Source organism: Nocardia puris, assembly GCF_036051655.1.
GTDB classification, from domain to species: Bacteria; Actinomycetota; Actinomycetes; order Mycobacteriales; family Mycobacteriaceae; genus Nocardia; species Nocardia puris.
Genome location: NZ_CP107943.1, coordinates 2,300,451 through 2,326,206, shown reverse-complemented (window position 1 = coordinate 2,326,206; position 25,756 = coordinate 2,300,451). Strand labels below are relative to the sequence as shown.

General features: G+C 71.4%; 16 protein-coding genes. 4 read left to right on the top strand and 12 right to left on the bottom strand.

Features of this window, described 5'->3' with window-relative positions; genetic code table 11:
* Positions 1 to 32: 32 nt before the first annotated feature.
* The 4 genes from OHB21_RS10375 (at position 33) to OHB21_RS10360 (ending at position 4,663) form a co-directional block, all read left to right on the top strand.
* Entirely contained in the window at positions 33 to 1,412 is a 1,380-nt protein-coding gene (locus OHB21_RS10375) for a lipase family protein (RefSeq protein WP_067511422.1), read from the top strand.
* A 222-nt stretch (positions 1,413 to 1,634) separates the two neighbouring features.
* A complete protein-coding gene (gene thiC, locus OHB21_RS10370) occupies positions 1,635 to 3,269 on the top strand; it encodes a phosphomethylpyrimidine synthase ThiC (RefSeq protein ID WP_067511423.1) in 1,635 nt (544 codons plus the stop codon).
* 163 nt (positions 3,270 to 3,432) lie between these two features.
* Positions 3,433 to 3,762, top strand: a complete 330-nt coding sequence (locus OHB21_RS10365) for a type VII secretion target (RefSeq protein WP_170160793.1) — start codon at positions 3,433 to 3,435, stop codon at positions 3,760 to 3,762.
* Positions 3,763 to 3,823: 61 nt separating this feature from the next.
* Positions 3,824 to 4,663, top strand: coding sequence for a WXG100 family type VII secretion target (locus OHB21_RS10360; RefSeq protein WP_067511425.1), 840 nt, complete (start codon positions 3,824 to 3,826; stop codon positions 4,661 to 4,663).
* A gap of 1 nt (position 4,664) precedes the next feature.
* On the opposite strand, the gene OHB21_RS10355 is transcribed toward OHB21_RS10360, so the two are convergent.
* From OHB21_RS10355 to OHB21_RS10300, 12 genes are all read right to left on the bottom strand, one after another.
* Positions 4,665 to 5,537, bottom strand: coding sequence for a hypothetical protein (locus OHB21_RS10355; protein ID WP_195124582.1), 873 nt, complete (start codon positions 5,535 to 5,537; stop codon positions 4,665 to 4,667).
* A 197-nt stretch (positions 5,538 to 5,734) separates the two neighbouring features.
* Positions 5,735 to 8,215, bottom strand: a complete 2,481-nt coding sequence (locus OHB21_RS10350) for an ABC transporter permease (RefSeq protein ID WP_067511427.1) — start codon at positions 8,213 to 8,215, stop codon at positions 5,735 to 5,737.
* Positions 8,212 to 8,934: an ABC transporter ATP-binding protein gene (locus OHB21_RS10345; protein ID WP_067511428.1), complete on the bottom strand. Its 723-nt coding sequence runs from the start codon at positions 8,932 to 8,934 to the stop codon at positions 8,212 to 8,214. Before OHB21_RS10345 ends, OHB21_RS10350 begins: the two co-directional genes overlap by 4 nt.
* Positions 8,935 to 9,198: a hypothetical protein gene (locus OHB21_RS10340; RefSeq protein WP_067511429.1), complete on the bottom strand. Its 264-nt coding sequence runs from the start codon at positions 9,196 to 9,198 to the stop codon at positions 8,935 to 8,937. It lies immediately after the preceding gene.
* Complete coding sequence (locus tag OHB21_RS10335; protein ID WP_067511430.1) at positions 9,195 to 9,740, bottom strand: monooxygenase family protein; 546 nt, start codon at positions 9,738 to 9,740, stop codon at positions 9,195 to 9,197. Before OHB21_RS10335 ends, OHB21_RS10340 begins: the two co-directional genes overlap by 4 nt.
* A gap of 14 nt (positions 9,741 to 9,754) precedes the next feature.
* Positions 9,755 to 10,618, bottom strand: coding sequence for a class I SAM-dependent methyltransferase (locus OHB21_RS10330; protein ID WP_195124581.1), 864 nt, complete (start codon positions 10,616 to 10,618; stop codon positions 9,755 to 9,757).
* 16 nt (positions 10,619 to 10,634) lie between these two features.
* Entirely contained in the window at positions 10,635 to 11,438 is an 804-nt protein-coding gene (locus OHB21_RS10325; RefSeq protein ID WP_067511432.1) for a hypothetical protein, read from the bottom strand.
* Complete coding sequence (locus tag OHB21_RS10320; protein WP_067511433.1) at positions 11,435 to 12,235, bottom strand: class I SAM-dependent methyltransferase; 801 nt, start codon at positions 12,233 to 12,235, stop codon at positions 11,435 to 11,437. The genes OHB21_RS10325 and OHB21_RS10320 overlap by 4 nt, the downstream gene beginning before the upstream one ends.
* 15 nt (positions 12,236 to 12,250) lie before the next feature.
* Positions 12,251 to 13,096, bottom strand: a complete 846-nt coding sequence (locus OHB21_RS10315; RefSeq protein WP_067511434.1) for an alpha/beta fold hydrolase — start codon at positions 13,094 to 13,096, stop codon at positions 12,251 to 12,253.
* An 11-nt stretch (positions 13,097 to 13,107) separates the two neighbouring features.
* On the bottom strand, positions 13,108 to 14,721 hold the full coding sequence (locus OHB21_RS10310) for a PfaD family polyunsaturated fatty acid/polyketide biosynthesis protein (protein ID WP_067511435.1): 1,614 nt from the start codon (positions 14,719 to 14,721) through the stop codon (positions 13,108 to 13,110).
* Positions 14,718 to 19,592, bottom strand: a complete 4,875-nt coding sequence (locus OHB21_RS10305) for a hypothetical protein (RefSeq protein ID WP_328438437.1) — start codon at positions 19,590 to 19,592, stop codon at positions 14,718 to 14,720. The genes OHB21_RS10310 and OHB21_RS10305 overlap by 4 nt, the downstream gene beginning before the upstream one ends.
* Positions 19,582 to 25,701, bottom strand: coding sequence for a type I polyketide synthase (locus tag OHB21_RS10300; RefSeq protein WP_195124580.1), 6,120 nt, complete (start codon positions 25,699 to 25,701; stop codon positions 19,582 to 19,584). The genes OHB21_RS10305 and OHB21_RS10300 overlap by 11 nt, the downstream gene beginning before the upstream one ends.
* Positions 25,702 to 25,756 lie beyond the last annotated feature (55 nt).

Sequence of the window (25,756 nt, the reverse complement as noted above, 5' to 3'; positions counted from 1 at the left end):
AATCGCTGTCACAGTCGAGGAAGGGACCGCACGTGTCAGCGATCAAAGGCGATCCGGCCGGGCTCCGGCGCGCGTTCACAGCACTGCTGGCGGCGATGACGCTGGTGCTCATGGGCGCGGTCGCCGCCCCGCGAGCGGCGGCCGTGCCACTGCCGCAGCATGATTCGTTCTACGCGCCACCCGAGGGTTTCGAGTCGGCCGAACCCGGGACCGTGCTGCGGTCGCGTGAAGTCCAGCTCGCGGTGCTGACCGCGTTGCCGCTGAACGTGCGGTCCTGGCAGTTGATGTATCGCACGACCGACCTGTTCGACCGGCCGACCGTCGCGGTGTCCACCGTCGTCCTGCCCGCCGGGGCGGACCCGAACCGGTCGCGGCCGCTGGTCTCGCTCCAGTTCTATTACGACAGTGCGAGTCCCGCGTGCGCGCCGTCGTTCGTGTTGCGGCAGGGCGCCGGACTGCCCGGACTCGAAGGCATCCACTCCAACAGCGAGCTCATCGCGCTCGCGGCGCTGATCAGCAAAGGGTGGGCGGTGTCCATCCCCGACTACGAGGGGTTGAACGGGCATCTCGCCGTCGCGAAGGAACCCGGCTACATGACCTTGGACGGCGTCCGGGCCGCGCAGCGTTTCGAACCCCTGGGGCTCGACGGCGCGAATACCCCGGTGGCCCTGTGGGGTTTCTCCGGTGGCGGTATGGCGTCGGGCTGGGCCGCTGAGATGCACCCGGCCTACGCGCCCGAGCTGAACATTCGGGGCATCGCGATGGGCGCGCCCGTCTCCGACGTGGAATCGCTGCTGCACGTGAACGGTTCGATGTTCTCCAGCCTGATCGGCATCGGCATCGCCTCGCTGTCGAACGCCTACCCCGCGTTCAAGGAGGTCACCTACCGCCACCTCACACCGGAGGGCCGAGCCCTCATGGACCGCACGAACGCGCAGTGCCTGCCGCGCAACGCGCTCACCCAGATGTTCGTGGATTACCAACGGCTGCTGACGATTCCGATCGCCGAGTTCCTGGCGCTACCCGAGATCCGAGAGGTCTTCGACGCCACCGTGCTCGGCAAGAACACACCGACCGCGCCGATCTTCCTGTACCAGGGCGTATTCGACGAAGGCGTGCCCGTGTGGACGAATGATCGCCTGGCCCAACAGTATTGCGAGGGCGGCGCCTCGGTCGTCTACACCCGTGACCACCTCAGCGAACACCTCACCCTCCCCACCCTCGGCATGCCCGCCACCTTCAACTGGCTGAAACAACGCCTCGACCCGACCGCCACCACCCAGTCCGGCTGCCGCACCGACAACGTCGTCTCCATGCTCGCCGACCCCACCGCCCTGCTCACCCAACTGGAGATCAACCTCAACGCCACCTTCGGCGCCTTCGGCTACCCCATCGGCCCCCACGAACGCTGACCCGCCGCACCGGTCGGGGTGATTCACGGTGAATCACCCCGGCCTGTGAGCCCCGGACGTGCGCGGATCGGGGGTTGCGGGGCGCGGTATGGTCGGTCGGGACAATTTCATCGCCAACGGGGGCTCGCACCAGCGGGCTGAGAGGACGGCTAGCCCGCGAGGGCGGTCAGGGCCGTCGACCGTATGAACCTGACCGGGTAATGCCGGCGTAGGGAGGAAAGTATGGCTGACATCCGCGCGTCCGTGGACACCGTCACCACCGGCCCCATCGAGGGCAGCGTGAAGCACTACCGCGAGGTCGACGACCTGCGGATTCCAGTGCGCCGCATCAATCTCACCAACGGCGACACCTTCGACGTGTACGACACCTCCGGGCCGTACACCGACGACAACGCGACCATCGACCTGGAAGCCGGGCTGCCGAAGCTGCGCGCGAGCTGGGTGACGCCCGACGTGCCCGGCCCCCGCACCCAGCTCAACTGGGCCCGCCAGGGCGTCATCACCCCGGAGATGCGGTTCATCGCCGCCCGCGAGGAGGTCGCCCCCGAACTGGTGCGCGAGGAGGTCGCCGCCGGCCGGGCGGTGATCCCCGCCAACCACCGGCATCCGGAGCTGGAGCCGACCATCATCGGCAAGAAGTTCCTGGTCAAGATCAACGCCAATATCGGCAACTCGGCGGTGTCGTCGTCCATCGCCGAGGAGGTGGAGAAGATGGTGTGGGCCACCCGGTGGGGCGCCGACACCATCATGGATCTGTCCACCGGCAAGAACATTCACGAGACGCGCGAGTGGATCCTGCGCAACTCCCCGGTACCGGTCGGCACCGTGCCGATCTACCAGGCGCTGGAGAAGGTGAACGGCGACCCGGTGAAGCTCACCTGGGAGATCTACCGCGACACCGTGATCGAGCAGTGCGAGCAGGGCGTGGACTACATGACCGTGCACGCTGGCGTGCTGCTGCGCTACATCCCGCTCACCGCCAAACGCGTCACGGGCATCGTGTCGCGCGGCGGGTCGATCATGGCGGCGTGGTGCCTCGCGCATCACCGGGAGTCGTTCCTGTACACGCACTTCGAGGAACTGTGCGAGATCCTGGCCCGCTACGACGTGACGTTCTCCCTCGGCGACGGACTGCGCCCCGGCTCCATCGCCGACGCCAACGACGCCGCCCAGTTCGCGGAGCTGCGCACCCTGGGTGAGCTCACCAAGATCGCGAAATCCCATGGCGTGCAAGTGATGATCGAGGGCCCCGGGCACGTGCCGATGCACAAGATCGTGGAGAACGTGAAGCTCGAGGAAGAGCTCTGCGAGGAGGCGCCCTTCTACACGCTGGGCCCGCTGGCCACCGATATCGCGCCCGCCTACGACCACATCACCTCCGCCATCGGCGCGGCGATCATCGCGCAGGCGGGCACCGCCATGCTCTGCTACGTGACGCCGAAAGAGCATCTGGGCCTGCCCAACCGGGACGATGTGAAGGTCGGCGTGATCACCTACAAGATCGCCGCCCATGCCGCCGATCTCGCCAAGGGCCACCCCCTCGCGCAACGCCGCGACGACGAATTGTCCAAGGCCCGTTTCGAATTCCGCTGGCGCGACCAGTTCGCCCTGTCCCTGGACCCCGACACCGCGCGGGAGTACCACGACGAAACCCTGCCTGCCGAACCCGCCAAGACCGCCCACTTCTGCTCCATGTGCGGCCCCAAGTTCTGCTCCATGCGCATCTCCGCCGACGTCCGCGACTACGCCGAGAAACACAACCTCACCGACGTGGAAGCCCTCGAAGCGGGCATGGCCGAGAAGTCCGCCGAGTTCGCCGAAACCGGAGGAAAGGTGTACCTGCCGGTGGTGTCGTAACCGGACCGCCGCGCCGTCGCCCGAACGGCGGCGCGGCGCCCATCCGGCGCAAACCTCACGGATTCATGGAACCGATCCGACCGATCGTGCGTCGAAGAACTATGAACAGATGTACCGGGCGGTCGGTCGCCGCCCCCACGCCGTACGGGTGAAGGAGCGGACCGTGAGCGATCAAGTCCAAGTCAGCCCCCGGCAGTTGTCCGGGCACTCGAAGCAAGTGGCGGGCATCTCCGACCGCATCCACGCGGTCGCCGAGGCCGCCAGGAGCGCGACGCAGTCGGCGGATCTGGCCATGGCATTCGGCATCCAGGCACAGCCGATCGGCATCATGTTGCGGACCTTGATCCAGGAACCCGCCGCCGAGCAGATCGGCCAGATCAGCGCGGCGTTGCAGACCGCTGCCGACCGGCTCGCGACCTGCGCGGACCAGTTCTCGGCGGTCGACGAAACTGCCGCGTACCGGATAGGCAACCAGAAGGACGGTCTGACATGAGCCGATCCGACCGACCGCACCACAACACTGCGCATCAGCTCCCTCGGGAAGGTGGCCACCGGTGCTGAATCCGAGCACGATCGACGTACAGGGCAACGACGCAGGCGACTACATCGGCGTCACGGCGGTCGAGGCGCTGGTCCAGATCGGCCACGGCGCAAGCAGCGGCAGCATCTTCAATGCGTTCTCCGGTGCGGCGGCGCTGAGCATCGACATGCTCAGCGCCGCCACCGACCCCATCGGCTACGTCTCGGGGCAGTTGATCTCCTGGATGATCGAGCACTGTGAGCCGATACGCGAGGCGTTCAACTCGGTAGCGGGCGATCCCGGTGTAATCAAGGAATCCGCGGCCGCGTGGTCCGCCATCCAGCAGGAGCTCACCCAGCTCGTCGCCGACTTGTCCACGACGGTCGAAGCCGGTACCACCAACTGGACGGGCGCCACGGCCACCGCCTACGGCACTCGCTCGACGGACCTGGTGCAGCACCTCACGGCCGCCGCGCAGACCGCCGACATCACGGCGCAGCTCACTATGAGCGCAGGGGAATTCGTCGCGGGTATACGCACCGCGATCCGCGACGTCCTGGCGGCGCTGGCCGGCGGACTGGTCACCGACGCGCTCATCATCATGGGCACGCTGACGACCGGGACGCCCGCGGTCGTCTCGCGTGCCCTCGCGCGGATCGCCTCCTCGACGTCGAAGGTGGTGCAGATCTTGAACACGCTGATCCAGGCGATCAAAGCGCTCGGCCCCGCCGCGTCCTCGGTTCGTGACCTGATCGATGGCACGTTCAAGTCGCTGGCGGTCTTCGTGAACTCAAACCCGGCACTTGCCGGCGTCGCCGCCGACATCGGAAAGGATGTTCTGCTGCCGCCGGGGATCGGTGCGATGGTGCGCTGAGTTACGGCGCCTCCGCACGGGTGCGGAGGCGGTGGATGCGGCGGGTGAGGATCTCGGTGGCGGCGTGGGCGTCGTCGACGGGGATCGCGATGGGGTGCGGGGAACGGTGGGTGCGCAGGACGACGGCTTGATCGTGGTGGGGTGGCCAGGCGTAGCCGTCCGGGGATACGTACCAGCGATGGGTGCCGTCCCGTGGGGCGTGGACCGGCCATACCGCGGCGATGTCCGCGTACGACACTTCGATGCGCTCGGCGGGGAACAGCGGTAGGTTGCCGCGCGCGTCCAGCCAGTGGATCCGGTCGCGGTACGCGTAGACGATGATCGCCCGGACCCCGTGCTTCATCGGGTCGATGCGGTGCTCGAGCTGACGGGTGAGCACGAGATCGATGTCGAGATCACCGAGTTCGGCGCACAGCGGCACCGTCATGCGTTTGCGCGCCAGCCCCGCGCAGATGTAGCCGACCATCGGCACCACCAGCCCGCCGGGAATCGCGGTCCGCACCTCGAACGCCGACAGGTTCGTCCCCGGCAGCGCCAAGAACAGCACCGCCGCCACGGCGACCTGCCCGTAGCCGCTGAGCATCACCCTGGTCCATTGCAACCAGTCCCGAATACCTTTGCGGTACAACCAGAGCAGTGCCCATACCGCCGGCACAGCCACGCACACCGCGCATACCACCCCCGCCGCGAGCCCGGCCGCGTCCACCGGCCTGCCCTCCGGCACCCCCGCCACACCGGCCCACACCACCAGCAGCGCCGGAATCCCGATATAGCTGAGGTAGAGGAGCCGACGAGCCCGCCGCCAGCGTCGCTGCAATTCCGGCGCGGCAGCCGGGTCGGTGAAGTTCGGCACGACCGCCGGGAAGAGGCTCATCGACGCCGATCGTATCGACCGGCCGAACGCACCGGGGCGCGGCAGCCGTCGCGCGTGAAGTTCGATCACCGGGTCGACCGGGACGGGATGTGGGTTGCCCCAACGAGGCCGCCTACGTCAGGGAAGCCGGTCGCCGTGCTGAGAACTGTCGAGTCGACGCGGCTTCGACCGCGCGCGGAGATGCCCGCGGGCCCCGGTCAGTCGACGGCGATGGCCGCCACAATCGGGAGGCGCACCGCGCGCAGTGCGGGCGGTACCGCGCCGATCAGCGCCAGGGCCAGCGCCGCGACGGCGTAGACGACCAGCAGGGGGCTGGGTTCGTAGCGCACGTCCACCGTCACCGCGTGCGACATCGCCGAGGTCGCGATGTACTGGGTGAGGGCGCCGACCGCCAGCCCCAGGCCCGCACCGGCCACCCCGATCCCCGCGGCCTCGGCCAGCACGGAACGCAGCACGAAGCGCCGCCCGGCGCCCATGGCGCGCAGGACACCCAGTTCGCGGCGGCGTTCCAGCACCGAGAGCATCAGCGTGTTCAGCAGCGCGACCGCCGCGACCAGCACCACGATCCACAGGATGGCGTTGCTCATCGCCGCGCCCTGGCCGACCGAGGCCGCGATCGCGTCCAGTGCCTGCGCACCCGACTCCACCGCGTACTGCGGTGGCACCACCGCGCGCACCCGCTCGAGCACCGCCGCCGCGTCGGCGTCCGGTTCGAAGAACACGTTGAGGACGGTCGCGCCGTCGCTGCGGTACCACTGCCTCATCACGTCCAGGTCCATGACGACGATGCCGCCCAGCGCGGAGAAGTACGGAACCACTTGGAGCACTTCGACATCGCGTGGCCCGGTGGGCGTCGGCAGCACCAGCCGCGCGCCGGAACCGGCGTCCAGCGAGGCGGCCACGTCCCGGGAGAGCACCACGCCCTCCCCCGCGATCATCCGTTCAGCCACCCCCGGCTCCAGCGCGTGCAGGACGTCGTTGGGCGTCCCCGGCTGGAAACCTTGCAGCACCACGCGATCGCGCCCGAGCGTGGCGTAGGCCATCTGCCCGGGACCGACGGAGTCGACGCCGGGCACCGCCTCGATCCGCGCGCCCAGATCGCCGGGCAGGGCGGGACCGGTCGGGAAACCCCGCATGCCCGACGGCGTGACGAACGCGTCGATCCGCGCGAGGTCGTCGAATGTCTCGGTGGCCGAATCGATCATGTTGGCCGAGGCGCTGCCCAGCGCCACCGTGGCGGCGACGCCGATCATCACCGTCATCGTGGTCGCCCAGACCCGCCGGGGCGCGCGCTCGAGCGTGACCGCGGCGAGCGCGCCCGGCGCACCGAAACGCCGCGCGACCGCCGCGCAGCAGGCGACGATGGGACCGGTCGCGGCGAAACAGGCCGCCAGCGCGGCGCCGAAGGCGAGCGTGATCGCCGCCAGGGAGTAGCGGCCGAAGTCGATCCACGCGACGGCGACCGCGGCTACCGCGGTGACCACCGCGACCAGCACCGCGCCCCACCGCAGCACCGGCGACACGGCGTCGGCGCGCCCGACCCCCACCGGCGCCAGAGCCTCGATGGGTTCGACCCGGTACACCTGCCGCGCGGCGACCGCGGCGGCGCACACGCCCGCCGCCACGCACGCGACGATCGCGATCGGGATGGCCGTCCACGGCACCACGTATTCGGTCCGCGCCTCCACCGAATCCACGATCGCGGCGGGCAGCGCCGCCAGGGACAGCTGCCCGGCGAACACGCCGACCACGGCCCCGCCGACGGCGCCGTAGGTGGCCAGCAGCGCCGCTTCGAGCAGCAGGTCGCGGACCATCGGCCGCTTGCGTCCACCGAGCACCCGCAGCGTGGACAGCATCGGGCGGCGTTGGGCGACAGCCATGCTCATCGCGTTGTAGATCAGGAACGCCGACACCACCAGCGCGGCCGCCGCGGCCATCAGCGTCGAGTACCGCACGAGCGCGATCGCCCCGCCCGCCTGCGCCGTGCGCAGGCCCGGATCCGCCACGACCGCCTGCCCGCCCACCGCGGTGACCAGGTCCGCGCGCAGCCGCTCCACGTCGGCGCCCGGTTCGGCGACGATCTGGATCGAGTTCAGCTGATCGGTCTGTCCGGCCAGCTGCTGGGCGCGGTCGAGGATCGCGACGACCAGGTGGCCGCCGTTGAGCCGGTCGGATACGTCCTCGGCGAGCACGCCGGTGACCCGCGCCGCCCGTCCGTCCACCCGCACCTCGTCGCCGACCTGGTATCCGGTCGCCGCGCCGACCACCACCCCGCTGAGCAGTTCGGTGGCCAGTCCGCGCAACGGCTCGGCGAGGTCGCTCTCCAGCGCGGTGACCGAGGCGTCGGCGCCGACCAGCAGCATCGGCCCGCGCTCGGTGCCGATCCTGGTCCGCACCATCGGCACCGCCGCGTCGACCCCGGGCACCGGCGCTACCCGCGCGAGAACCGCCTCGTCGAAACCGGTGCCGGTGATGCCGGTGATCTCGAGGGCGGCGTTGCCACCCAGGCCACGGGCCAGGCGGTCCACCGAACCGGTCACCGAGCCGGAGATGCCGAGCATGGCGACCAGCAGCCCGGCCGACACCCCCATGACGACCATGGCCATCAGCGTCCGGCCGGGATGGGCGATCAGCTCCCGGATGTGCAGGATCCGGAATCGCGTCCACGCCGTGATCATCGCGCCTGCGCCTCGACTCGATCGGCGTCCTCGTCCGCACCGGCGGTGCGGGATTCCACCGATTCCACCGACCCGTCGCGCACCCGCACCACCCGGTCGCAGTAGCGCTCGGCGGCGGGGTCGTGGGTCACCATGACCACGGTGTTCCCGCGCCCGGTGATCTCGCGCAACAACTCCAGGATCGAGGTGCCCGACGCGGAATCCAGATTGCCGGTCGGTTCGTCCGCCAGGATCAGCGGCGGGTCCATGATCAGCGCCCTGGCCACCGCGACGCGCTGCATCTGCCCGCCGGACAGTTCGGCGGGCCGGTGGTCGGCCCGCTCGGACAAGCCGACCAGGTCGAGCAGTTCGAGCGCCCGCGGCCGGGCGCGCCGCAGCCGCCCGCCGTCGAGCAGCACCGGCAGCGCGACGTTCTCCCACGCGGACAGGGTGGGCAGCAGGTTGAAGAACTGGAAGACGAAACCGACCTGGTGGCGCCGGAACTCCGACCGGCGCTCGTCGTCGAAGTCGCCGACCTCCTCCGCGCCGAAGCGGATCGATCCGGAATCCGGTGCGTCCAGCGCGCCGAGCAGATGCAGCAGCGTGCTCTTGCCGGAGCCGGAGGGCCCCACGATCACGGTGAACTCACCGACGGGGAAACTCAGCGACACCCGGTCCAGGGCACGCACCACATGGCCGCCGACCCGGTATTCCTTCACCACATCGGTCAGTTCCAGCATTCAACTCTCCCTGGGTGTTTCGGTGCGGGCGGACGGCGGTGAGCCCGCCGAATCGAACAGGCGCCGGACGGGTCCGCGCAGGAACGGCGGCAACAGTTCCAGCGCGCTCAGGCGGGCCGCGCGCAGTTGCGCCACCCGCCGGGCCCGCGCCTGCCCGATCCGGGCCGCGAGCTCGGCCTTGGCCGATTCCGGCAGGTCCGCAATGGATTTCGGCGCGCCGGCGAGCACTCCCGCGGCGAACTCGGCGTCGGTGCTCCCGCTCATGCCGGGCCGCCCTCGAGGTCGGAGCCGTCATAGAAGGAGGTCTCGGCGATCTCCGGCTCGGCGACCCCGGGCGCGGCCAGCCCGGCCCGGCCCCGGCTGGAGTAGGACTGGCCGCGCGCGACCGTGGTGGGGGCGAACCGCGCCCACCCGACGGTGTTGTCCATATCGGTGTAGAGCAGGTCCACCCCGCCGGAGATGAAGTACGCCTCGTGCCAGGCCGCGGTCGAGCGTTTGGGATCGCCCAGGAACCGCCGCCACCAATCCCGGTGCTCGCCGGTGTGGGCGTAGCGGTCCAAGCTGTCGGGATCGCGCCAGAACTGCCGGAAACCGACGTGCAGCGGCAGGAACGACCAGTAGAAGTCCTCGTGGGCGAGCATCCCGTCGGGCGGGTGCGCGGCCAGTTCCCGCAGCTGGGCCCGCATCTTGATGATGTGTCCGTAGCCGCTCGGGCGGACCGCCTTGATGCCGAGGTACAGCACGACGGCGTCCGGCGTGGCGGTCAGATCGACGGTCAACCGTTCTCGAGAACCCTTGTCAGCCATGATATTTCTTTCGCTCAGGTGCGCTGTGCGTCCGGCTCGGGCGCGATGGTCAGCAGGAAGTTGCGCGGCCGGAACTCCCGGACCACCGGCAGCACTCCGAGGAACGGGTTGAGATAGCCGAACACCAGCCCGCGTCCGGGCGGGAAGCCGATGTCCCGGGCCGCGGCGATGCGCGGATGCAGCGCGCGCAGCCGCTCGAGTTCACCGAACCGGGTGCCCCACGCCATCTCGGGCAGGCGGTATTCGCCGTCACCTCGGGTGCGGTTGCCCCGCATCATCAAGGTGCGCAACCACGAGCCGCCCGTCAGCCACGCGGGCATCGTGTCGAAAATCAGTGTGGCGCCGGGAAAGCGGTCGGCGCACGCGCCGATCAGCCGGTCGACTTCGGCACGGTCGAAGTACATGAACAGGCCCTGCGCCACGACGCACACACCGTTCTCGGTGGCCACCTCGTCCATCCAGCGCAGATCCAGCGCCGAGCACGCCAGGCTGCGGCGGCGCTGTCCGTCGGGCAGCAGCTTGCGGCGCACCTCGATCGTCTCCGGCAGATCCACCGTCAACCACCGCGCCGTACCGTTGTCCACCCGCCAGAACTGGGTTTCCAGCCCTTCGCCCAGCGACACCACGGTTCCTTCCGGATGCCGCGCCAGAAAGTCCTCGACGTACTTGTCGAAGCAGCGCGCGCGCAGCGCGAACGCCGCGCTCGGCCGCCCGAATCGCTCCTCGAACGGATAGTCGACGCGATCGGCGACCGCGACCGCCCGCGCGTCGCGCAGCACTCCGTCGCGCCGCCTGGCTTCGGCCGCGCGGCCGTACAGGGGCCACAGCAGGGTCTCGGGAACGCCGTCGAGCCCCACCGCGATCTTGTCCGTACTCATAACTCGTTGTCGCTCCTCACTCGTCGCTCTCGGGGACACCGGCCGGCGCGCCCGCGGCCACCGCGGCGTGGAACCGGCCGGCCACCGCCTCGCCGAGTTCGCGCGCCGCGCGCTCGGCGACGGCCCGGTGCTCGGCGGGCAGGTGCGGCGCCAGCGCGTCGAACTCGTCCCACAGGTCCGCCTCGGCGACCGCGGCCAGCAGGCCCGGCACCCGCGCCACCGGCGCCGCGCCGATCACCGTGGCGAGGTCCTGTCCCGACTCGACCATCGCCGCGGCGCCGATCAGCGCCCGATCGCTCAGTTCGGCGATGGCGGCCCGCACCGCCGCCTCGGGCAGCTCGCCGACGAGTCCGCCCAGACTCACCCAATCCTGCCGCCGCGCCAGCTCCCGCGCGACCTCCGCGAGCACTCGGGCGGGCAGGCGGCCGACGATCGCCCCGGCGTCGCGGGGCTCGAGTTCGGCGGCCACCTCCGCCAGGAACGCGGGCGGCAGACCCGCCGCCACCTTCGCCGCCCGCGCCGGCTCGATCGCGGCCGCAAGGCAGGCCACGAACACCGGATTGCCGGTGCGCCGCGCGACTTTGGCCATGAGGCCGGTCGGCAGGATCGACGACGCCGAAGCCAGCGCCGCGATCACCTCGCCCGAATCGCGGCGCAGTTCGTCGGCGATGCGCACCCGGAACTCCCGCAGGTCCGGATCCGGTACCTCGGCGAGGAATTCGAGGGGGTCGCCCGGTGCGCCGAGGGTGCGCGCCAGATGGGCGAGCGCGGGGCGCGCCACGCCGTCCCCGCGCGCCGTGTCGTCCGGTGCGGCGTTCATGCCGAACCCACCCGGACGATGCTGGGCAACAGGTCGCGCAACATCGGCATGCGGTCGAGCGTCGCGGCGGGCACCACACCGCGCGACGGACCGTACGCCAGCACGGAGACACCGGTGATCCGCGCGCTCCAACTGCGCACCAGCGGACCCACTTCGCCGCAGTCCACACCCCACGGCATGCGCGGCGTCGTGTAGTACTCGGTGAGCGCGTGGCCTTCCTGGGTCTTGCGGGAGAACCAGCGCGGCACCACGTCGAACACCAGTGTCGCGCCGGGGAACCGGTCCAGGATCCGCGCGCACAGCGCCCGCACCTCCGATTCGCTGAAGTACATGAACAGGCCCTGGGCGCTCACGAAAACCCCACGCGCGGCGTCGACTTCGTCGAACCACGCCCGGTCCAGGGCGCTGACCGGCAGGCAGCGATGTCGCGGCGTGGACGGCAGGAAGCGCTCGCGGACGGCGACCGCGTCCGGCACGTCCACCGCGAGCCAGCGCACCAGGCCGTCGTCGCACCGGAGCATCTGGGTCTCGAGGCCGGCGGCCAGTTCGATCACGGTGCCGCCGGGATGATCGCGCAGCCACGGGCGCAGCGCGTCGTCGAACGCGGCGGCGCGCACCGCCAGGCCGCGGTCCGGCGGACCGAAGCTGCGGTGGTAGTCGTAGTCGATGGACTTGTAGATGCGCACGCAGTCCGGGTCGTGCAGAACGGGATTCGCTTGTCCGTCCTCACCCGCCCGGCCGTGCAGGGTCCACAGCATGGTCTCGGGCACTCCGGTGAGCGTCACCGCCGTTGACATGTTCTCTCCTTCCGGTCACCGGACCGCGGGAATCGCCCGGCCCGCACGCGATTCGGTGATCCACCGATGGATCCGGTCGGTGGTGGCGCGCGGGTCGACGATCCACGCGTTGTGCCCTTCGGTCGGCGCCGTCCACCGGGTCACCCGGGCCGCGCGCATCTTGGCGAGCAGATGTTCTACCGAGCGGTGCGGCGCGAGCCGGTCCGCGTGCTGCCGGATCGCCAGCACCGGCACGGTCATCCGGGCGATCAGCGCCTCGTAGTCGACCGTCGCGCCGTGCGGCTCGAATCGCCCGGTGCGCACCACGTGCGCCCAATCCCGGTGGAACCGGCGGGAATGCGCGGCGAACGCACCGAACGGATCAGCCCGCCCCGACGGCCCGGCACCGCCCGCGAGCGCGCCGAGCAACAGTATCGCCGACATGCCCCGGCCGTGGACGCGGTGATAGTTCGTGCCGGAGGCGACCAGGATCAACCCGTCGAGGCCGCGACCGCCCGCGGCCCCGTACAGCGTCGCCAGCTGGCCACCGATGCTGTGCCCCAGCAAGTAGCGCGGCCCGCCGCCGAACCGTTCCCGCACCGCCGCCAGCACCGCGGGCAGATCGTCCTCGACAATCGTGCGGTAGCCGTATCGGTCACCACAGCAACGGCTTTCACCCTGACCACGCACCTCGCAGACCGCCGCGGCCAGACCCTTCGCGGCGAGGGCACGCGCGAAGAGTTCGTAGTACCCCGCGGCGACACCGAGTCCGGGCACCACCACCACGACGGGCGGTGGACCGGTGCCGGTGCCGCCGCGCGGCGGCACGCAGCGCACCGGAGCGGTGCCGCCGTCCGGGGCCGTCGCCCAGATCTTCTCCACCGTCCACCGCCTCACCGGAGGAGCTGTCGCGCGTACGCGGCGCAGTCGGGAACGGGCCGGAACAGTTCCACCGCGGGCGGCATCCGCACGCCGAGGACCCGCAGTTGGTGCACCCGAAGGGAATACGCGGCGCCCACCATCAGGTTGGCGGCCACCTCGGTGACCGTGCGACGCCCGAGGTCCGACAGCACCGACTCCGCGGCCCAGTCGTTGAACGCGCCTAGCGCCGGGCCCGCCCACAGCTGGTAGTCGACGGTCCGGTCGGCCCGGCCTTCCTGCGCCCACCGCGAGGACAGGCCCAGGTACCACCGGAACACCATCGCCATCCGGCGGCGCGGATCGAGGCTCTCGGGCGCGAGATCCGGCTGGGCGCGGCGCAGGTACTCACACACCCGCGCCCACGCCTCGTCGAGGGTCATCCGCAGCACCCGCCGCTCGAGCCACATCCGATCGTCGGCCGTGAGTTCGTCGAGGCCGCCGTACCTGTCGTACAGCTGCCGCAGGCGCTGGGCCCGCTGGGCGAACATCGTGCCCTTGCGCAGCACCTGAACCTGGGATCCCATCTCGAACATATCGGCCGAGGGCGCCATGGCGGTGTCGGCCGCACCCGCCGCCACCAGCATCGCCTTGGCCGTGTCGGAGACGTCGGCCTCCACGCACGCCTGGTTGACCGAGCCGGTGACCACGTAGTCGGCGCCCAGCGCGAATGCCGCCGCCACGGCGGCGGGCGTGCCGAGTCCGCCCGCCACACCGAGCCGCACCGCGCCCGCCGGTGCCCAGCGTCCGCGCGCGGCTTCCCGCTCCTGCGCGAACTGCGGCAGCAGTGCGGTCAGCGACCGGCCGTCGGTGTGCCCGCCGGAATCGGCCTCGACCGTGATGTCGTCGGCCATCGGCACCGTGCGGCCCAGCTCGGCCTGCTCGGCGGTGAGCAGACCGCGCGCCACCAGGTCGGCGACCATCGGCTCGGGCGCCGGTGCCAGGAACCGGGACCCGACCTCGAACCGGGACACCTTCGCCATCAGCCGGTGCCCGGTCACCGCGCGCCCGCCGTGGCGCGTCAATCCGCTCAACCGCCACCACACCAGGGCGGGCGTGATGTCCAGGAAGGCCGAAGCCTCCACGGCGCGCACACCGTGGCGGGCCAGCAGTTCCACCGTGCCGAACTCCAACCGCGAATCGTGTGGCGAATGCAGCAGATTGACCAGGAACGGGCGGTCGGGAACGGACTCGCGCAGCTCGCCCACCCGGCGGTCGATCGTCTCCAGCGGTAGTCCGCCGGAGCCGAACGAGGCCAGCAGACCGGCCCGCGCCATCGCCCGCACCAGCGGCACCGAGGCGATGCCGTGCGCCATCGCCCCCGCCAGGTATGCCAGATCCACACCGTGTTCGCGCCGGAAGGAACTGGCGCCCAAGCGATCCGGCGGACACGGCGGGACGGTCGCCAGCACCCGCGCCGGTGCGGGCGGGACGGTCGTGCTCACGCCGAGCCGCCCGTCGTCGGACACGACGTGACAGGGCGAGTCGAGCCGCGCGAGCACCGCGCGCATCCCCGCCAGGTCGGTCCGCACCACCGGACCCGCGCCGGGCGCCGCGGGCGCGGATCCGATCCGCTGCGCCACCGTCATGACCGCACCTCCCGCACTTCGACCGCGAGGCCGGAGAATTCGTAGATCCGCATGCCGGGTTTGAAGACACTGGCGTCGGCGACGACCACCAGCCCGGTCTCGGTCCTGCGGACCTCGGTGACATCGAGTTCGACGTCCATCCGCTCCTCGTGCCGCAGGATCTGCCCGCGATAGCTCCAGGTGAACGGGATCCCGGTGGGGACGGCGAAGCGGACCTCACCCAGGTCGTCGGCCAGTCCGGCGGCGATCACGTAGGTCTGCAACCCCTGCATGGCGGCCTCGACCCCGAGCGAGCCCGGCATCACCGGATCGCCGTGGAAGTGGCAGTCGAAGTACCAGTCGTCGGGGTCGATGCGGCGGGTCCCCTTCAGGTAGCCGAGCCCGTTGCGGCCGCCGTCGCGCACCACCCAGACCCGGTCCAGCAGCCCGAAGTGCCCCTCGCCGAGGCGAAGGCCGTTGTCCGGCAGCCACTCCCGCTGCCCGGTCAGGTCGAGTTCGGCGACCTCGACGTCCGGGCCAGGAGCCTGCTCGTCGAGGCGGCAGCCGACCTCTTTGCCGCCGTCCAGGCCGACCTGGGAGGCCAGCGCCTGGTCGGTGAAGTACCCGAACAGCGAGGTGCCCTCGTAGTACGGGACACCGTCCACCTCCAGCGTGTAGCGGAATCGCTGCAGCACCTGACCGACCACGTGCGTGGTCGAGAGCAACTGCGTGTGCTGGCGCCAGGTACGGCCGCGCACGTCGATATCGGCCAGGAAGGTGGCCGTGCCGTCTAGGTTGCGGACCGAGAGCTTCTGGTCCAGCGGCATCACCGTCATCGTGCCCATGCAGGACCCGGTCACCGCGGCGGCCTGCAACGTCGACTCCATGACGATCGATCCCGGGATGCCGTCGAACGAATTGTCGTGGAAGTACCAGCACTGCCTCGCCGCGTCGTACTCGGTGACCAGCGACCCGCCGCGCAGCTTCGCATCGGCCAGCGTGAAGTCGACGATGCGGTCGACCAGCCGGAACTCGCTGTTGGGCAGGTGCAGCCGGGTCTTGCCCCGGTAGCCGTCGACGACCTGGCCCATCGCCACCGACAGATCGCCGCTCTCCATGTGCGCGAGGTGGAATTCGTTGAGCCAGGCCACCTCTCCGCGCGTGCCGTACCGGCCGAGGAAGACCGACTCGCCGTCGCGCAGTTCGGGACGGTAATCGGAACCGGGGACCTCGCGCACCTCGATGCCGAGGGTCTCGACGGTCGCCACCAGGGCCTCGCCCGCGTAGACGTGCACGTTCGCGATCACTGCCGGGCGCGGCACCATGGCGATCTCGACGACCTCTAGTTCGTAGCGCAGCGTCTGGGCACCGGGATCCGGGACGGGGCCGCAGCGCAGCGTCGCCGCCATGTCGCGGGCGGGCAGCAATTCGGCGTCGGCGAACACGAGCGGCAGACCGAGCCCGATCGCGTACACCCGGACCAGTTGGGAGGCCGCCTCGACCAGCGACGCCGCCGGATGGTCGCGCCACCCACACCGCTCCGCCGCGTCCGGGCGCAGCAGGGCGGTGGCTGAGCCGAAGCGGAATTCGCCACCGCGACTGTCGATCTCGGTGACCTCGGCCAGCAGCTGCGCGCCCGGTGGCGCGGCCGCGATCCGGGAGTTGCCGCCCGGTCTGCGCTGATCCCAGCGCGGACCGAACACCTCCACCATCCGGCCCCGCGCCAGCCGCTCCAGATCCGCGGCCGCCAAGCCGGTGCGCCCGCTGTCCTCGATGGGCTTGAATCCCTTGCGGCGCAAAGCGCGCCGCGACAGCGCACGCGGTTCGACCGGCGCGGGCGCCGGGCTCCGGTGGTCGGTCGCGGCGACGACGCCGTCGGTGACGTCGGCCAGCACGGTCGTCGCGGAGGTGAACCGGCCGATGCACCGCAGGGTGGCCGCGTCGGCCGGATCGCGAGTCAGGTCCAGCCGCAACCGGATCGGCGCGCCCGCCACGGGTGTCCGATCGCGGTGCACCCAGCTCAGCCGCGGTGTCCGAACCGCACGATCGGGGCCGAACGGCGCGGCGAGGGCGAGCACCTCATCGACGGCGCGCACGAACGCCGCGGCGACCACGCGGCCGCCGAGCACCCAGCTCTCGTCCCATGGCGAGTCCAGTTCGGCGAGCACCGTTCTGGTGTCGCCGGTGGTGGAATCGCCGACGATTCGAAGCCCCGCGGCCGGCGCGTCGGGTTCTCCGTGGTCCAGGCCGGCCTGGTGTTCCAGGCGGGTCAGCAGCAGCGTCTGAAACGCCGACTGCGCCTGCAATGCCGCGATATGGGCCTGCGCCACCCATGCGGCCGATGTGGCGACCCCGCGCAGCCCGAGACCGGCCAGGTGGGCGGCCGCGTCGGCCCGCCCGTTCGCCGCGGGGGCGTGGCCGTTCGCCGCGGGGATCGGACGCCGGTCCGGGATCGGCTCGGGCGCAACCGGTTCCGGCGCGCGAACCGGCTCGGGCGGTGGCGGATCGCCCGCCTCCCACAGCAGTGGTTCTTCGATCCGGATGACATCCCAGTCGTCGTCTCCGGCACCGCCCCGCGGCGCGGGCGCGGCGGCGGGGCCGTCGGCCGCCCCGACCGGTTGCCGACCCGTCATCTCCGCCTCCGTCTCCTCGGCCGTGCTTTCCGGCGCGCCGAACAACCTGCTCAGATCGACCTCGAGTCCCGCGCTGATCAGCCGGGCCAGGGCGCGCGCCAGCGACATCGCCAGCGCGCCGCCGCGCTGGTCGATGCTCACCGCAACGTGCGGGCGCTCGGCCAGATTCCGCCCGATCCACCGCGTGCCGTCCGATCCGGGCCCGACCTCGATGAAGTACCGGTAGCCCGCGTCGTGGACCCGCGCGCACAGCGCCGCGAAGTCGACCTCCGAGCGGCACAGCTCCTCGACGACGCCCGCCACCGCCGCGGCATCGCGCAGGTCCACGTCCGGGCGCGTCGCGAAGAACAGCTCCGGCAGCTCGGCGCGGCCCGACAGGTCGTGCTCGGTGAGCGCGCGCACGCTCGCACCCGCCCGCTCGACCAGCGGCACGTGCAGGACCGGACCGCCGCCCGGCAGCGGCACCGACGGCGCGCCCAGCTCCCGCAGCACGGCGCGGCACTGCGCGGGATCGCCGGCGAGGACGACCTCGTCGGCCATGTCGACGTGGGTGATGAACACCCGGTCGTAGCGCTCGACCACGGCCCGGACCTCGGTCACCGGGGCCACCACGACCACGGTCAGCCAGACCTGATCGTCGGGGACCGACGCGTCGAGGTCCCAGGCGCGGCGCACCACCGACCGGCGGCCGAACAACTCGTCGGTGAAGATCGGCGAGCGGCGGACGCCGAGCCCGATCTCCTCGCTCTGCGCCCACACGCCCAGGCCCCAGAGCATGCAGATCTCGCCCATGCTGTAGCCGAATCCGCCGTCGGGCACGATGCCGAGCAGGTCTTTGAGCATCGGTGTGCTGAGCAGTCCGAAGTACACGCCGGCCGAGGAGATGAATCCGACGTCGGAGCGCAGGGCCGTCGCGTGCGCGGCCACCTCGTCGGGCGTGGGTCGGTGCGGGGCGCGCAGGTAGCTGTCGGCGATCGCGAGCGCGTCGAACGGCCTGCTCTCGAAGCTCTCCACGCCGGCGAGCAGCCCGGGAAACAGGCGGAATAGTCCGGCTTCGGCGCCCGGGTGCATGGCGAAGGTGCCGGGGTAGACGAAGGCGACCTTGCCGTCCGGCCCGAGCGGGCGGCCCGTGCAGAAGCTGCCGCCCGGGGTCGCCCACGACCGCTCCTCCCGCACCGCGTCCGCGAGATGTTTTTCGGCCGAATCGAGTTCGCGCCGCAGGCCGTCGGCGTCGGTGGCCACCAGGACGGCGCGCAACCGGCCGGACCCGGTCACGGCCGCCGCGCGACGCGCGATCGCGAACGGGTCGAGGCCGCGCGCGAGATCGGACCGCACGCCCGCCACGCCGGCGAGCAGGGCCGGACCGTCGTCGCCGTCCAGCACGATCAGCGCGGGCCCGCCGTTATCGATCCAATCGATAGGTGTGTCGTAGCCGGAGCCGAGTTCGTTCGACAGCACGAGAGCGCCCGCGCCCCCGGCACTTTCGGGCACGCACAGCATGCCGGTGCGCCGTCCGTCGCGGCGTCGGCGCACCCACGGCTGCCGGGTGACGCTCACGCACACCGGGGCGCCGCCCGATACCGCGCCGGCGATCTCGTCCGGCGTCGCGGGGAGCGTCGCGGTGTAGATGTCGTGGACCAGCCCGAGCACCGCGCCCAGCCCGATCCGCGCCGACCAGCCCGCCACGCACGACAACTCGCCGGCGTCGGCGTACTCGCGCAACGCCGTGCGCACATCGTCGACCTGTTCGGCGAGGCCGTCGAGCACACCCGCGAAGCGAAGGTGCTCGACCAGGGCCTCGGGCCGCTCCGGAACCGCCAGCGCGGAACGGACCGCGGCGCCCGCGCCGGCCGCCGACACCGCGGCGCCCTCGACCCGCGCGAACTCCCGGTAGCCCGTCGCGTCACCGGAGGCCACCAGCAGCAGCGCACCGGCGGGCGCGTCGTGGCCGCTGCCCACGACCAGCACCGCGTCGGCCGCGCCCGCCGCCGTCAACTCGGCCGCGCGCACCAGCTCGGGCACGCCGGAGGCCGAGGCGGATACCGCCTCGACCGGCCCGCGTCGCGGCGAGCCGGCCAACACGGCGAGTTCCGACCAGAGTTCCCCGGCCCGCTCCGGATCGGCCGCGAGCACCGCCACCCGCTCCGTCGCGGGTCCCCGCAGGCGGCCGACGGCCCGGCGGACGGCCTCCGCCGCGGTCGCGCCCGAACCGTAGGCGACGACCGACAACGCGATGCCTACGGTTCGCTCATCGGACATCGGAGGTCTCCCGCGCCGCCGCGTCGCCGTCCGCACCCGGCATCGGGCCGCCGGCGAACACCTCGTTGAGCGCTTCGCTCGCGATCGCCACCAGCCGGCCGACGACGCACATCACCGCGCCCGTCGCATCGCAGACGGTGATGCTGACCTCGATCGTGTTGGCCGACTTGCGGACGAAGTCGTGACCGAACACCACGAACGGCTCGTCGAACGGGATGCGCCCGAACATGTCGACCCACTTGACCTCCGACGGCAGGCAGCTCATCCCGAGCTTGCGCCGGACCCAGGTGCCGACCACCTGCAACGCCACATCCGACAGCACCGGATCGAAGATGTCGGTCTCGAAATACGGTTCGCGCCGAACAGGTTCGGGGACAAGGCATTCCAGCACGATCTCGGTCTCGGTCTCGCGCAGGATGCGGCGCAGCCCCCGGAACGCCGGTCCGTGGAACATGGTGCCGTCCCGGTAGACGGTCACCGGTTCACCGCTGCCGAACGGCGGCAGCGCGCGCGGCGCGGGCCGCTCGACCGGTTCGCGCGGATCGAGCACGGTGAGCCGGTAGCGCGGCCGGCCGGACTCCTCCCTGGCCACCACGCCGACGGCGCCGTCCGCGCCGCGCCGGATGTCCAGTTCGAGTACCTCCGGCTCGCTGCCATCGACGATGACGCCCTTGAGCACCGAGTAGTTGCGCCACGAGCGCGGCCACACCCCGCACACCTGGGCCACCGCGTTGAGCATCCCGCCCGCCGCGTACGACGCCGGAACCACCACGTGGCCCGCGAGCTGATGATCGGCCAGCACCGGGCTGCGGTACAGCTCGGCCATCTGCCTGCGCACCACCCGGCCCGCGCCGAGCAGGTCGACGCGCGGCCTGCGGACCGCGTGTTCCGGCGGACCCACCAGGTGCACCACGTCGGCCCCGGGCGTGCGCGCGAACAGTTCGGCACAGCACCGGGCGCCCACCGCCACCGGAATCATCGCCACCCCGCGGTCGCGGAACAGCTTCGCCAGTTCCGGGCGGACCATCCCGCCCTCCCACGGCCCCCAGTTCACCGCCGTCACGGCGGTGTCCGGATGGTCGGCGGCGTAGCGGATCCCGAGGCGGCACAGGGCCTCGTTGGCCATCGCGTAGTCGGCCTGGCCCGCGTTGCCGTAGAAGCCCGCCACCGACGTGAACAGCACCAGGTGCCGCAGCCGGGCCGGATCGACCGCGGCCAGGACCGCCTCGATCCCGCCGAGCTTGGGGGCCAGCACCGCGCGCACGTCCTCGGCGGGCTTGTCCACGAGGTGCTTGTCCATGAGCACGCCCGCGCCGTGCACGACACCGGCGATCCGGCCCGCGAACGGGTCCAGCGCCCGCGCGACGGCGTCGGCGTCGCGCACATCGACGGAGAGGTAGTGGGCGCGCTCGGCCACCTCCCGCAGCGCGGCCAGGGTCGCCCGGATCTCCCGCTGCGCGACGAGTTCGCGCACCCGCGCGTCGACCTCGCGCAGACGCACCGGCTCGTCCCGCGACTTCAGCTCTCGCACCAGCGCCGCCCGCAGATCGCCGTCGGCCACGCCATCCGCCCACCCGGGATCGTCGGCCTGTTCGGTACGCCCGAGCAGCACCACCTCGACGGCCGACAGCTCGGCCAGGGCACGGGCGCAGGCAGCGGTCACACCGCGGCCGCCGCCGGTGAACACCACGACGTCGTCGGCGCCGAGCGCGACCGACTCCGGCGCCGGATCGGCGAGCGCCGGTTCGGCCGCCGACGCGGTCACGGTGCGACGGGTCCGCTCGGCGTCGATACCGACCTCCAGCAGCGCGTGATCGCTGTCGGTCAGCTCGGCGACCAGCGCGGCGCACGCCGGCGCCTCGTCGAGGTCCGGTGCCACGTCGACCGCGCGCGCGAACAGGTGGGGCGCTTCGAAGCCGATCGTCTTGACCAGCCCCGTCACGCCCGCGGCCACCGCGCCCGCCGCGCTCGGATCGCGCATCCCGAGGGCACCGTCCACCCGGGTGACGGTGAGGAAGGCGCGTCGGCGTTCACCGGCTTCGGGGGCGGCGCGCAGGAACCACGCGCCGAACATCGCGGCGTCGACCAGTCCCCGTTCGGCATCGGCCGGATCGCCGTCCTCGGGCATCACCCACAGCGCCAGGTCCACCTGGGCGTCCTCGGCGACCTCCGCGCCGGCACGGGCGACCGTCCACCCGCGCTCGGTCAGCGTGGCCACGAGCGCGTCGGCCAGTGCCGTGCGGGCTCCGGCCACCACCGCGACGGGGTGCTCCCGGTAGGCGTCGACGAGGGCGTCGGCCGCGGGCAGCGAGGTAGTCGCGACGATCCGCCGCACCACCTCCTGCCCGCCGTCAGCTTTTGGGTCGGACATCACCTCGGCGGGCACCTCGATCGCCTCGGCGGGCTGCCCGCCGCGCGCCATCTCGGCGATGAAGTCGACGACATCCTGGAGGGTGGCCAGCGCGAACAGCTTCTCCGGCTCCGGCGGCGTGATGTCGGGGTAGCGTTCCTGGACCGAGCTGAGGATCTCGACGCGCTTGATCGAGTCGATGCCCAGGTCGGCCTCCATGTTCATGCCGAGTTCGAGCATGTCCGGCGGATAGCCGGTCTTGTCGGCGATGACCTCGATCAGCATCTCCCCGATCACCACGGGATCGGTCGGGATCTCCGCGGCGGCGGGCACCTCGGCGGGCGCGCTACCGTTCACCGCGGCCGGTTCGGGCGCGGCCTGCGGCGCCACCGGCGCGGCGGGCGCGGGCTCCGGTGCGGCGGGCGGGGTCGCGGGCGGCGGGGTCGCGGGCGGTGCGGTCAGCGCGCGCGGCGGGGCGAACGGCTCCAGGCGCCCGCCGTCGCCGCCGAGGACCCGGCCGTCGAAGTCACCGGGACGCGGCCGCGCGGGTGTGCGCACCCCCGAACCGGATTCGAGTTCGGCGAAACTGCGCAGCACGTCGCTGGCGTGCACGTGCCCCTCGCTGATCGCCTGCGAGTGCCGGGCGATGGCGTCGATACCGCCGATGACTTCGCTGCGCGCGCCGTTGCCCGCCTCGTGGGTCAGCAGATCGCTGATCCGTTCGGCGACCGAGAGCTGGTTGGACAGGTACTCGCGGTGCATGTTCAGGTGCTGGGCCGCGATATCCCAGATCGAGCCCGCGTGCCCGTTGCCGGCATGGCCGTTCGCCGCGTGGTGGGCGACCGGTTCGGCCTGCGCCGGGTGCGGCTGCTGAACGTCGTCGGTGTTCATCGAAGTTGTCGACCTTTCGATCCGATAGCCGTTGGTCAATGCGTCCCGGTACGCCGTGCGGCGGTGTTCGGGCACGTACTCGGCGCCGTTGAGCCACACGGTCGCCGGGCTCAGCGACCGCTCCGGCTCGCCCGTGCCGAGGTCGACGCCCCGGTTCAGCCCGGCCAGCGGCACGCCGAGCACCGCCAGCCGCGCGGCCGCGCTCAACAGGGCGAACTCACCGTCCCCGCCGGGGCCGCCGTCCACCGCGAGGGCGATCGCGTCATCGCCGAGGCAGTCGCGGACCATCCCCGACAGCACCGACTTCGGGCCGAACTCGACGAACACCCGGAAGCCGTCCCGGTGCATCTCGGCGAGGCGATCCGCGAACGCCACCGGCCGCACGATCTGCTCGGTGAGCACCTCGGCGTTCGCCGCCGGATCGGCGCCGTAGGAGGCACCCGCGGTGTCGGCGTACACCGGAAAGCCGGGCTCGCCGATCGTCACCCCGGCCACCGCGTCGGCGAACGCCGAGACGGCGGGCGCCACGAGCGGGGTGTGGAACGCCGCCGCCACCGGGAGCGGACGCGCGCCGATCCCGGCCTCTCCGCAGGCCCCGACGAACGCCTCGACGGCCGCGGTCGGTCCCCCGACCACCACCTGCTTCGGCGCGTTCACATTGCAGATCTGGACGTCCGGGTGTTCGGCCAGCACTTCGCCGACGCGATCGGCGGACGCGTTCACCGCCGCCATGGCACCGGAATCCCCTTCGGCGGTCCCGCATTCCGCCATGGCCCGGCCACGGGCGCGGGCCAGCGCGCCGAACTCCTCGGCATCGATGCTGCCCGCCGCCCACAGCGCGGTCAGTTCACCGAAACTGTGGCCGAGCGCCCCGTCGATGCTCAGTCCCAGCGACCGCAGCTGGTCGAACTGCCCTTGGGCGAGCGCGCCGATGGCGGGCTGGGCGAAATCGGTAGCCCGCAGCCGGGATTGCTGCGCGGCCTGCGTTGCGGGGTCGAAAGCCGAAGGCGGGTAGACGGTTCCGTGGAACTCCCCACCGGGGAACCGGGCCGCGGCGGCGTCCAGCGCGGCGCGGACCGCGGGGAACGCCATGGCCGCCGCCGCGCCCATATCCGTGTACTGACTGCCCTGTCCGGCGAACAGGCCCGCGATCTTTCCGGTCTCGCGCGCCCGCGGTTCGTAGCACACGCCGTCGGGCAATTCGGCGTACCCGTCGGTGCCGATGTGCTCGATCAGCGCCTGGCGCAACGGCGCCAGTTCCGCGCCGTGCGGGGCGACGATCGCCGCCCTGGCGTGGTCGCCGGGCACGGGATCGTCGGCCATGGGCCGCACCGGTTCGCGGTCCAGCGCCACCACCAGTTCCTCGGGAGTCTCGGCGTGCCACAGGTGCACGACGAACCGGCGCCATCCGCGCGTGTCGTTGCGGTCGGCCCGCGGCGCCTCCTCGAGCACGCAGTGGAAGTTGGTGCCGCCGAACCCGAACGCGGACACGCCCGCGCGCCGCACGCCGACACGCGGATCGACCAGCCAGGGCCTTGCCTTGGTGTTGGGATAGAACGGCGAGTCGTCGAACCCCATCTGTTTGTTCGGCGTGACGACGTTGATCGTGGGCGGCAGCACCTTGTGATGCAGCGCCAGAATCGCTTTGATGATGCCCGCCGCGCCCGCCGCGCATTTCGTATGGCCGATCTGCGATTTCACGGTGCCGATCGCGATGCTCTGCCGGTCTATTTCCCGGCCGCTGTACAACTCCTTCAGGGCACCGACCTCGACCATGTCGCCGATCGGTGTTCCGGTTCCGTGACATTCGATGAGGCGCACCGTCTCCGGTGCGACGCCGGCCGCCCGATAGGCCCGCTCCATGGCGTCGACCTGGCCTTCCAGGCGCGGCGCGTAAATACTCTTGAACCGGCCGTCGCTGGACGAACCCATTCCTTTGACAACGGCGTACACGCGGTCGCCGTCGCGTTCGGCATCGGCGAGCCTTTTCAATCCGAGCATTCCGATACCCTGACCGATGAGCGTGCCGTCGTTACGCTCGTCGAAAGGTTTGATCGTGCCTCCCGCGGACAACGCCGGCGTCTTGGAGAAACACAGATACATGATCGGGCTGTTCTCCAGATCGCAACCGCCGGCCAGCATGAAATCGGCCCGCCCGAGCGCCAGCTCGGAGATCGCGAGATTGATCGCGGCCAGCGAGCTGGCACAGGCCGCGTCGGTCGTGCAATTCAGTGCGCCGAAATTGAATCGGTTCGCGATACGCCCGGCGACGACATTTCCCAGGATGCCCGGGAAGGTGTTCTCCTGCCAGGGCGCGAACGCCGTCTTGTATTTTTCCGCGATGGCCTCGGCTTCGTCCTCGCTCAGGCCGCTGCTGCGCAGCACCTCGATCAGCATCGGCGCCTGCATGCGCAGGATCATGTCGCGGGCGAGCGGACTCGCACCCGCGGTCCCGAGCACCACGCCGGACCGGGCGGGGTCGAACCAGCCCGCGTCGGGAATCCCCGCATCGGCCAGCGTCTGCTTGGCCACCAGCAGGCTCAGCAGCTGCAGACCGCTGGTGGCCTCGACCGTCTTCGGAGGGATGCCGAATTCCATCGGGTCGAACGGAATCGTCGGGATGAATCCGCCACGCTTGGAATACGTACGGTCCTCGGCTCGCGGGTCCGGATGATAGAAGTCCTCGATGCGCCAGTGATCGGCAGGAACATCCGTTATGCAATCCTCGCCGGATACGATATTGGCCCAGTAATCGGCCAGCCGCTCCGCTTTGGGGAACAGCGCACCGAGACCGATCACGGCGATGGGCACATCGCTGGGAGCACCCGGCGTATCGAACGTGCGCGCTTCGGATTCAGATTCACTCATACGGCATCCAAGGATTCGCTTCGAACAAGTCGGTAGAACATGTGGGCATCGGTCG

Excerpts from the sequence above, each read along its gene's own strand:
- thiC (WP_067511423.1), top strand. The coding sequence starts at position 1,635 with ATGGCTGACATCCGCGCGTCCGTGGACACCGTCACCACCGGCCCCATC.
- OHB21_RS10355 (WP_195124582.1), bottom strand. The coding sequence starts at position 5,537 with ATGAGCCTCTTCCCGGCGGTCGTGCCGAACTTCACCGACCCGGCTGCC.
- OHB21_RS10350 (WP_067511427.1), bottom strand. The coding sequence starts at position 8,215 with ATGATCACGGCGTGGACGCGATTCCGGATCCTGCACATCCGGGAGCTG.
- OHB21_RS10345 (WP_067511428.1), bottom strand. The coding sequence starts at position 8,934 with ATGCTGGAACTGACCGATGTGGTGAAGGAATACCGGGTCGGCGGCCAT.
- OHB21_RS10340 (WP_067511429.1), bottom strand. The coding sequence starts at position 9,198 with ATGAGCGGGAGCACCGACGCCGAGTTCGCCGCGGGAGTGCTCGCCGGC.
- OHB21_RS10335 (WP_067511430.1), bottom strand. The coding sequence starts at position 9,740 with ATGGCTGACAAGGGTTCTCGAGAACGGTTGACCGTCGATCTGACCGCC.
- OHB21_RS10330 (WP_195124581.1), bottom strand. The coding sequence starts at position 10,618 with ATGAGTACGGACAAGATCGCGGTGGGGCTCGACGGCGTTCCCGAGACC.
- OHB21_RS10325 (WP_067511432.1), bottom strand. The coding sequence starts at position 11,438 with ATGAACGCCGCACCGGACGACACGGCGCGCGGGGACGGCGTGGCGCGC.
- OHB21_RS10320 (WP_067511433.1), bottom strand. The coding sequence starts at position 12,235 with ATGTCAACGGCGGTGACGCTCACCGGAGTGCCCGAGACCATGCTGTGG.
- OHB21_RS10310 (WP_067511435.1), bottom strand. The coding sequence starts at position 14,721 with ATGACGGTGGCGCAGCGGATCGGATCCGCGCCCGCGGCGCCCGGCGCG.
- OHB21_RS10305 (WP_328438437.1), bottom strand. The coding sequence starts at position 19,592 with ATGTCCGATGAGCGAACCGTAGGCATCGCGTTGTCGGTCGTCGCCTAC.
- OHB21_RS10300 (WP_195124580.1), bottom strand. The coding sequence starts at position 25,701 with ATGAGTGAATCTGAATCCGAAGCGCGCACGTTCGATACGCCGGGTGCT.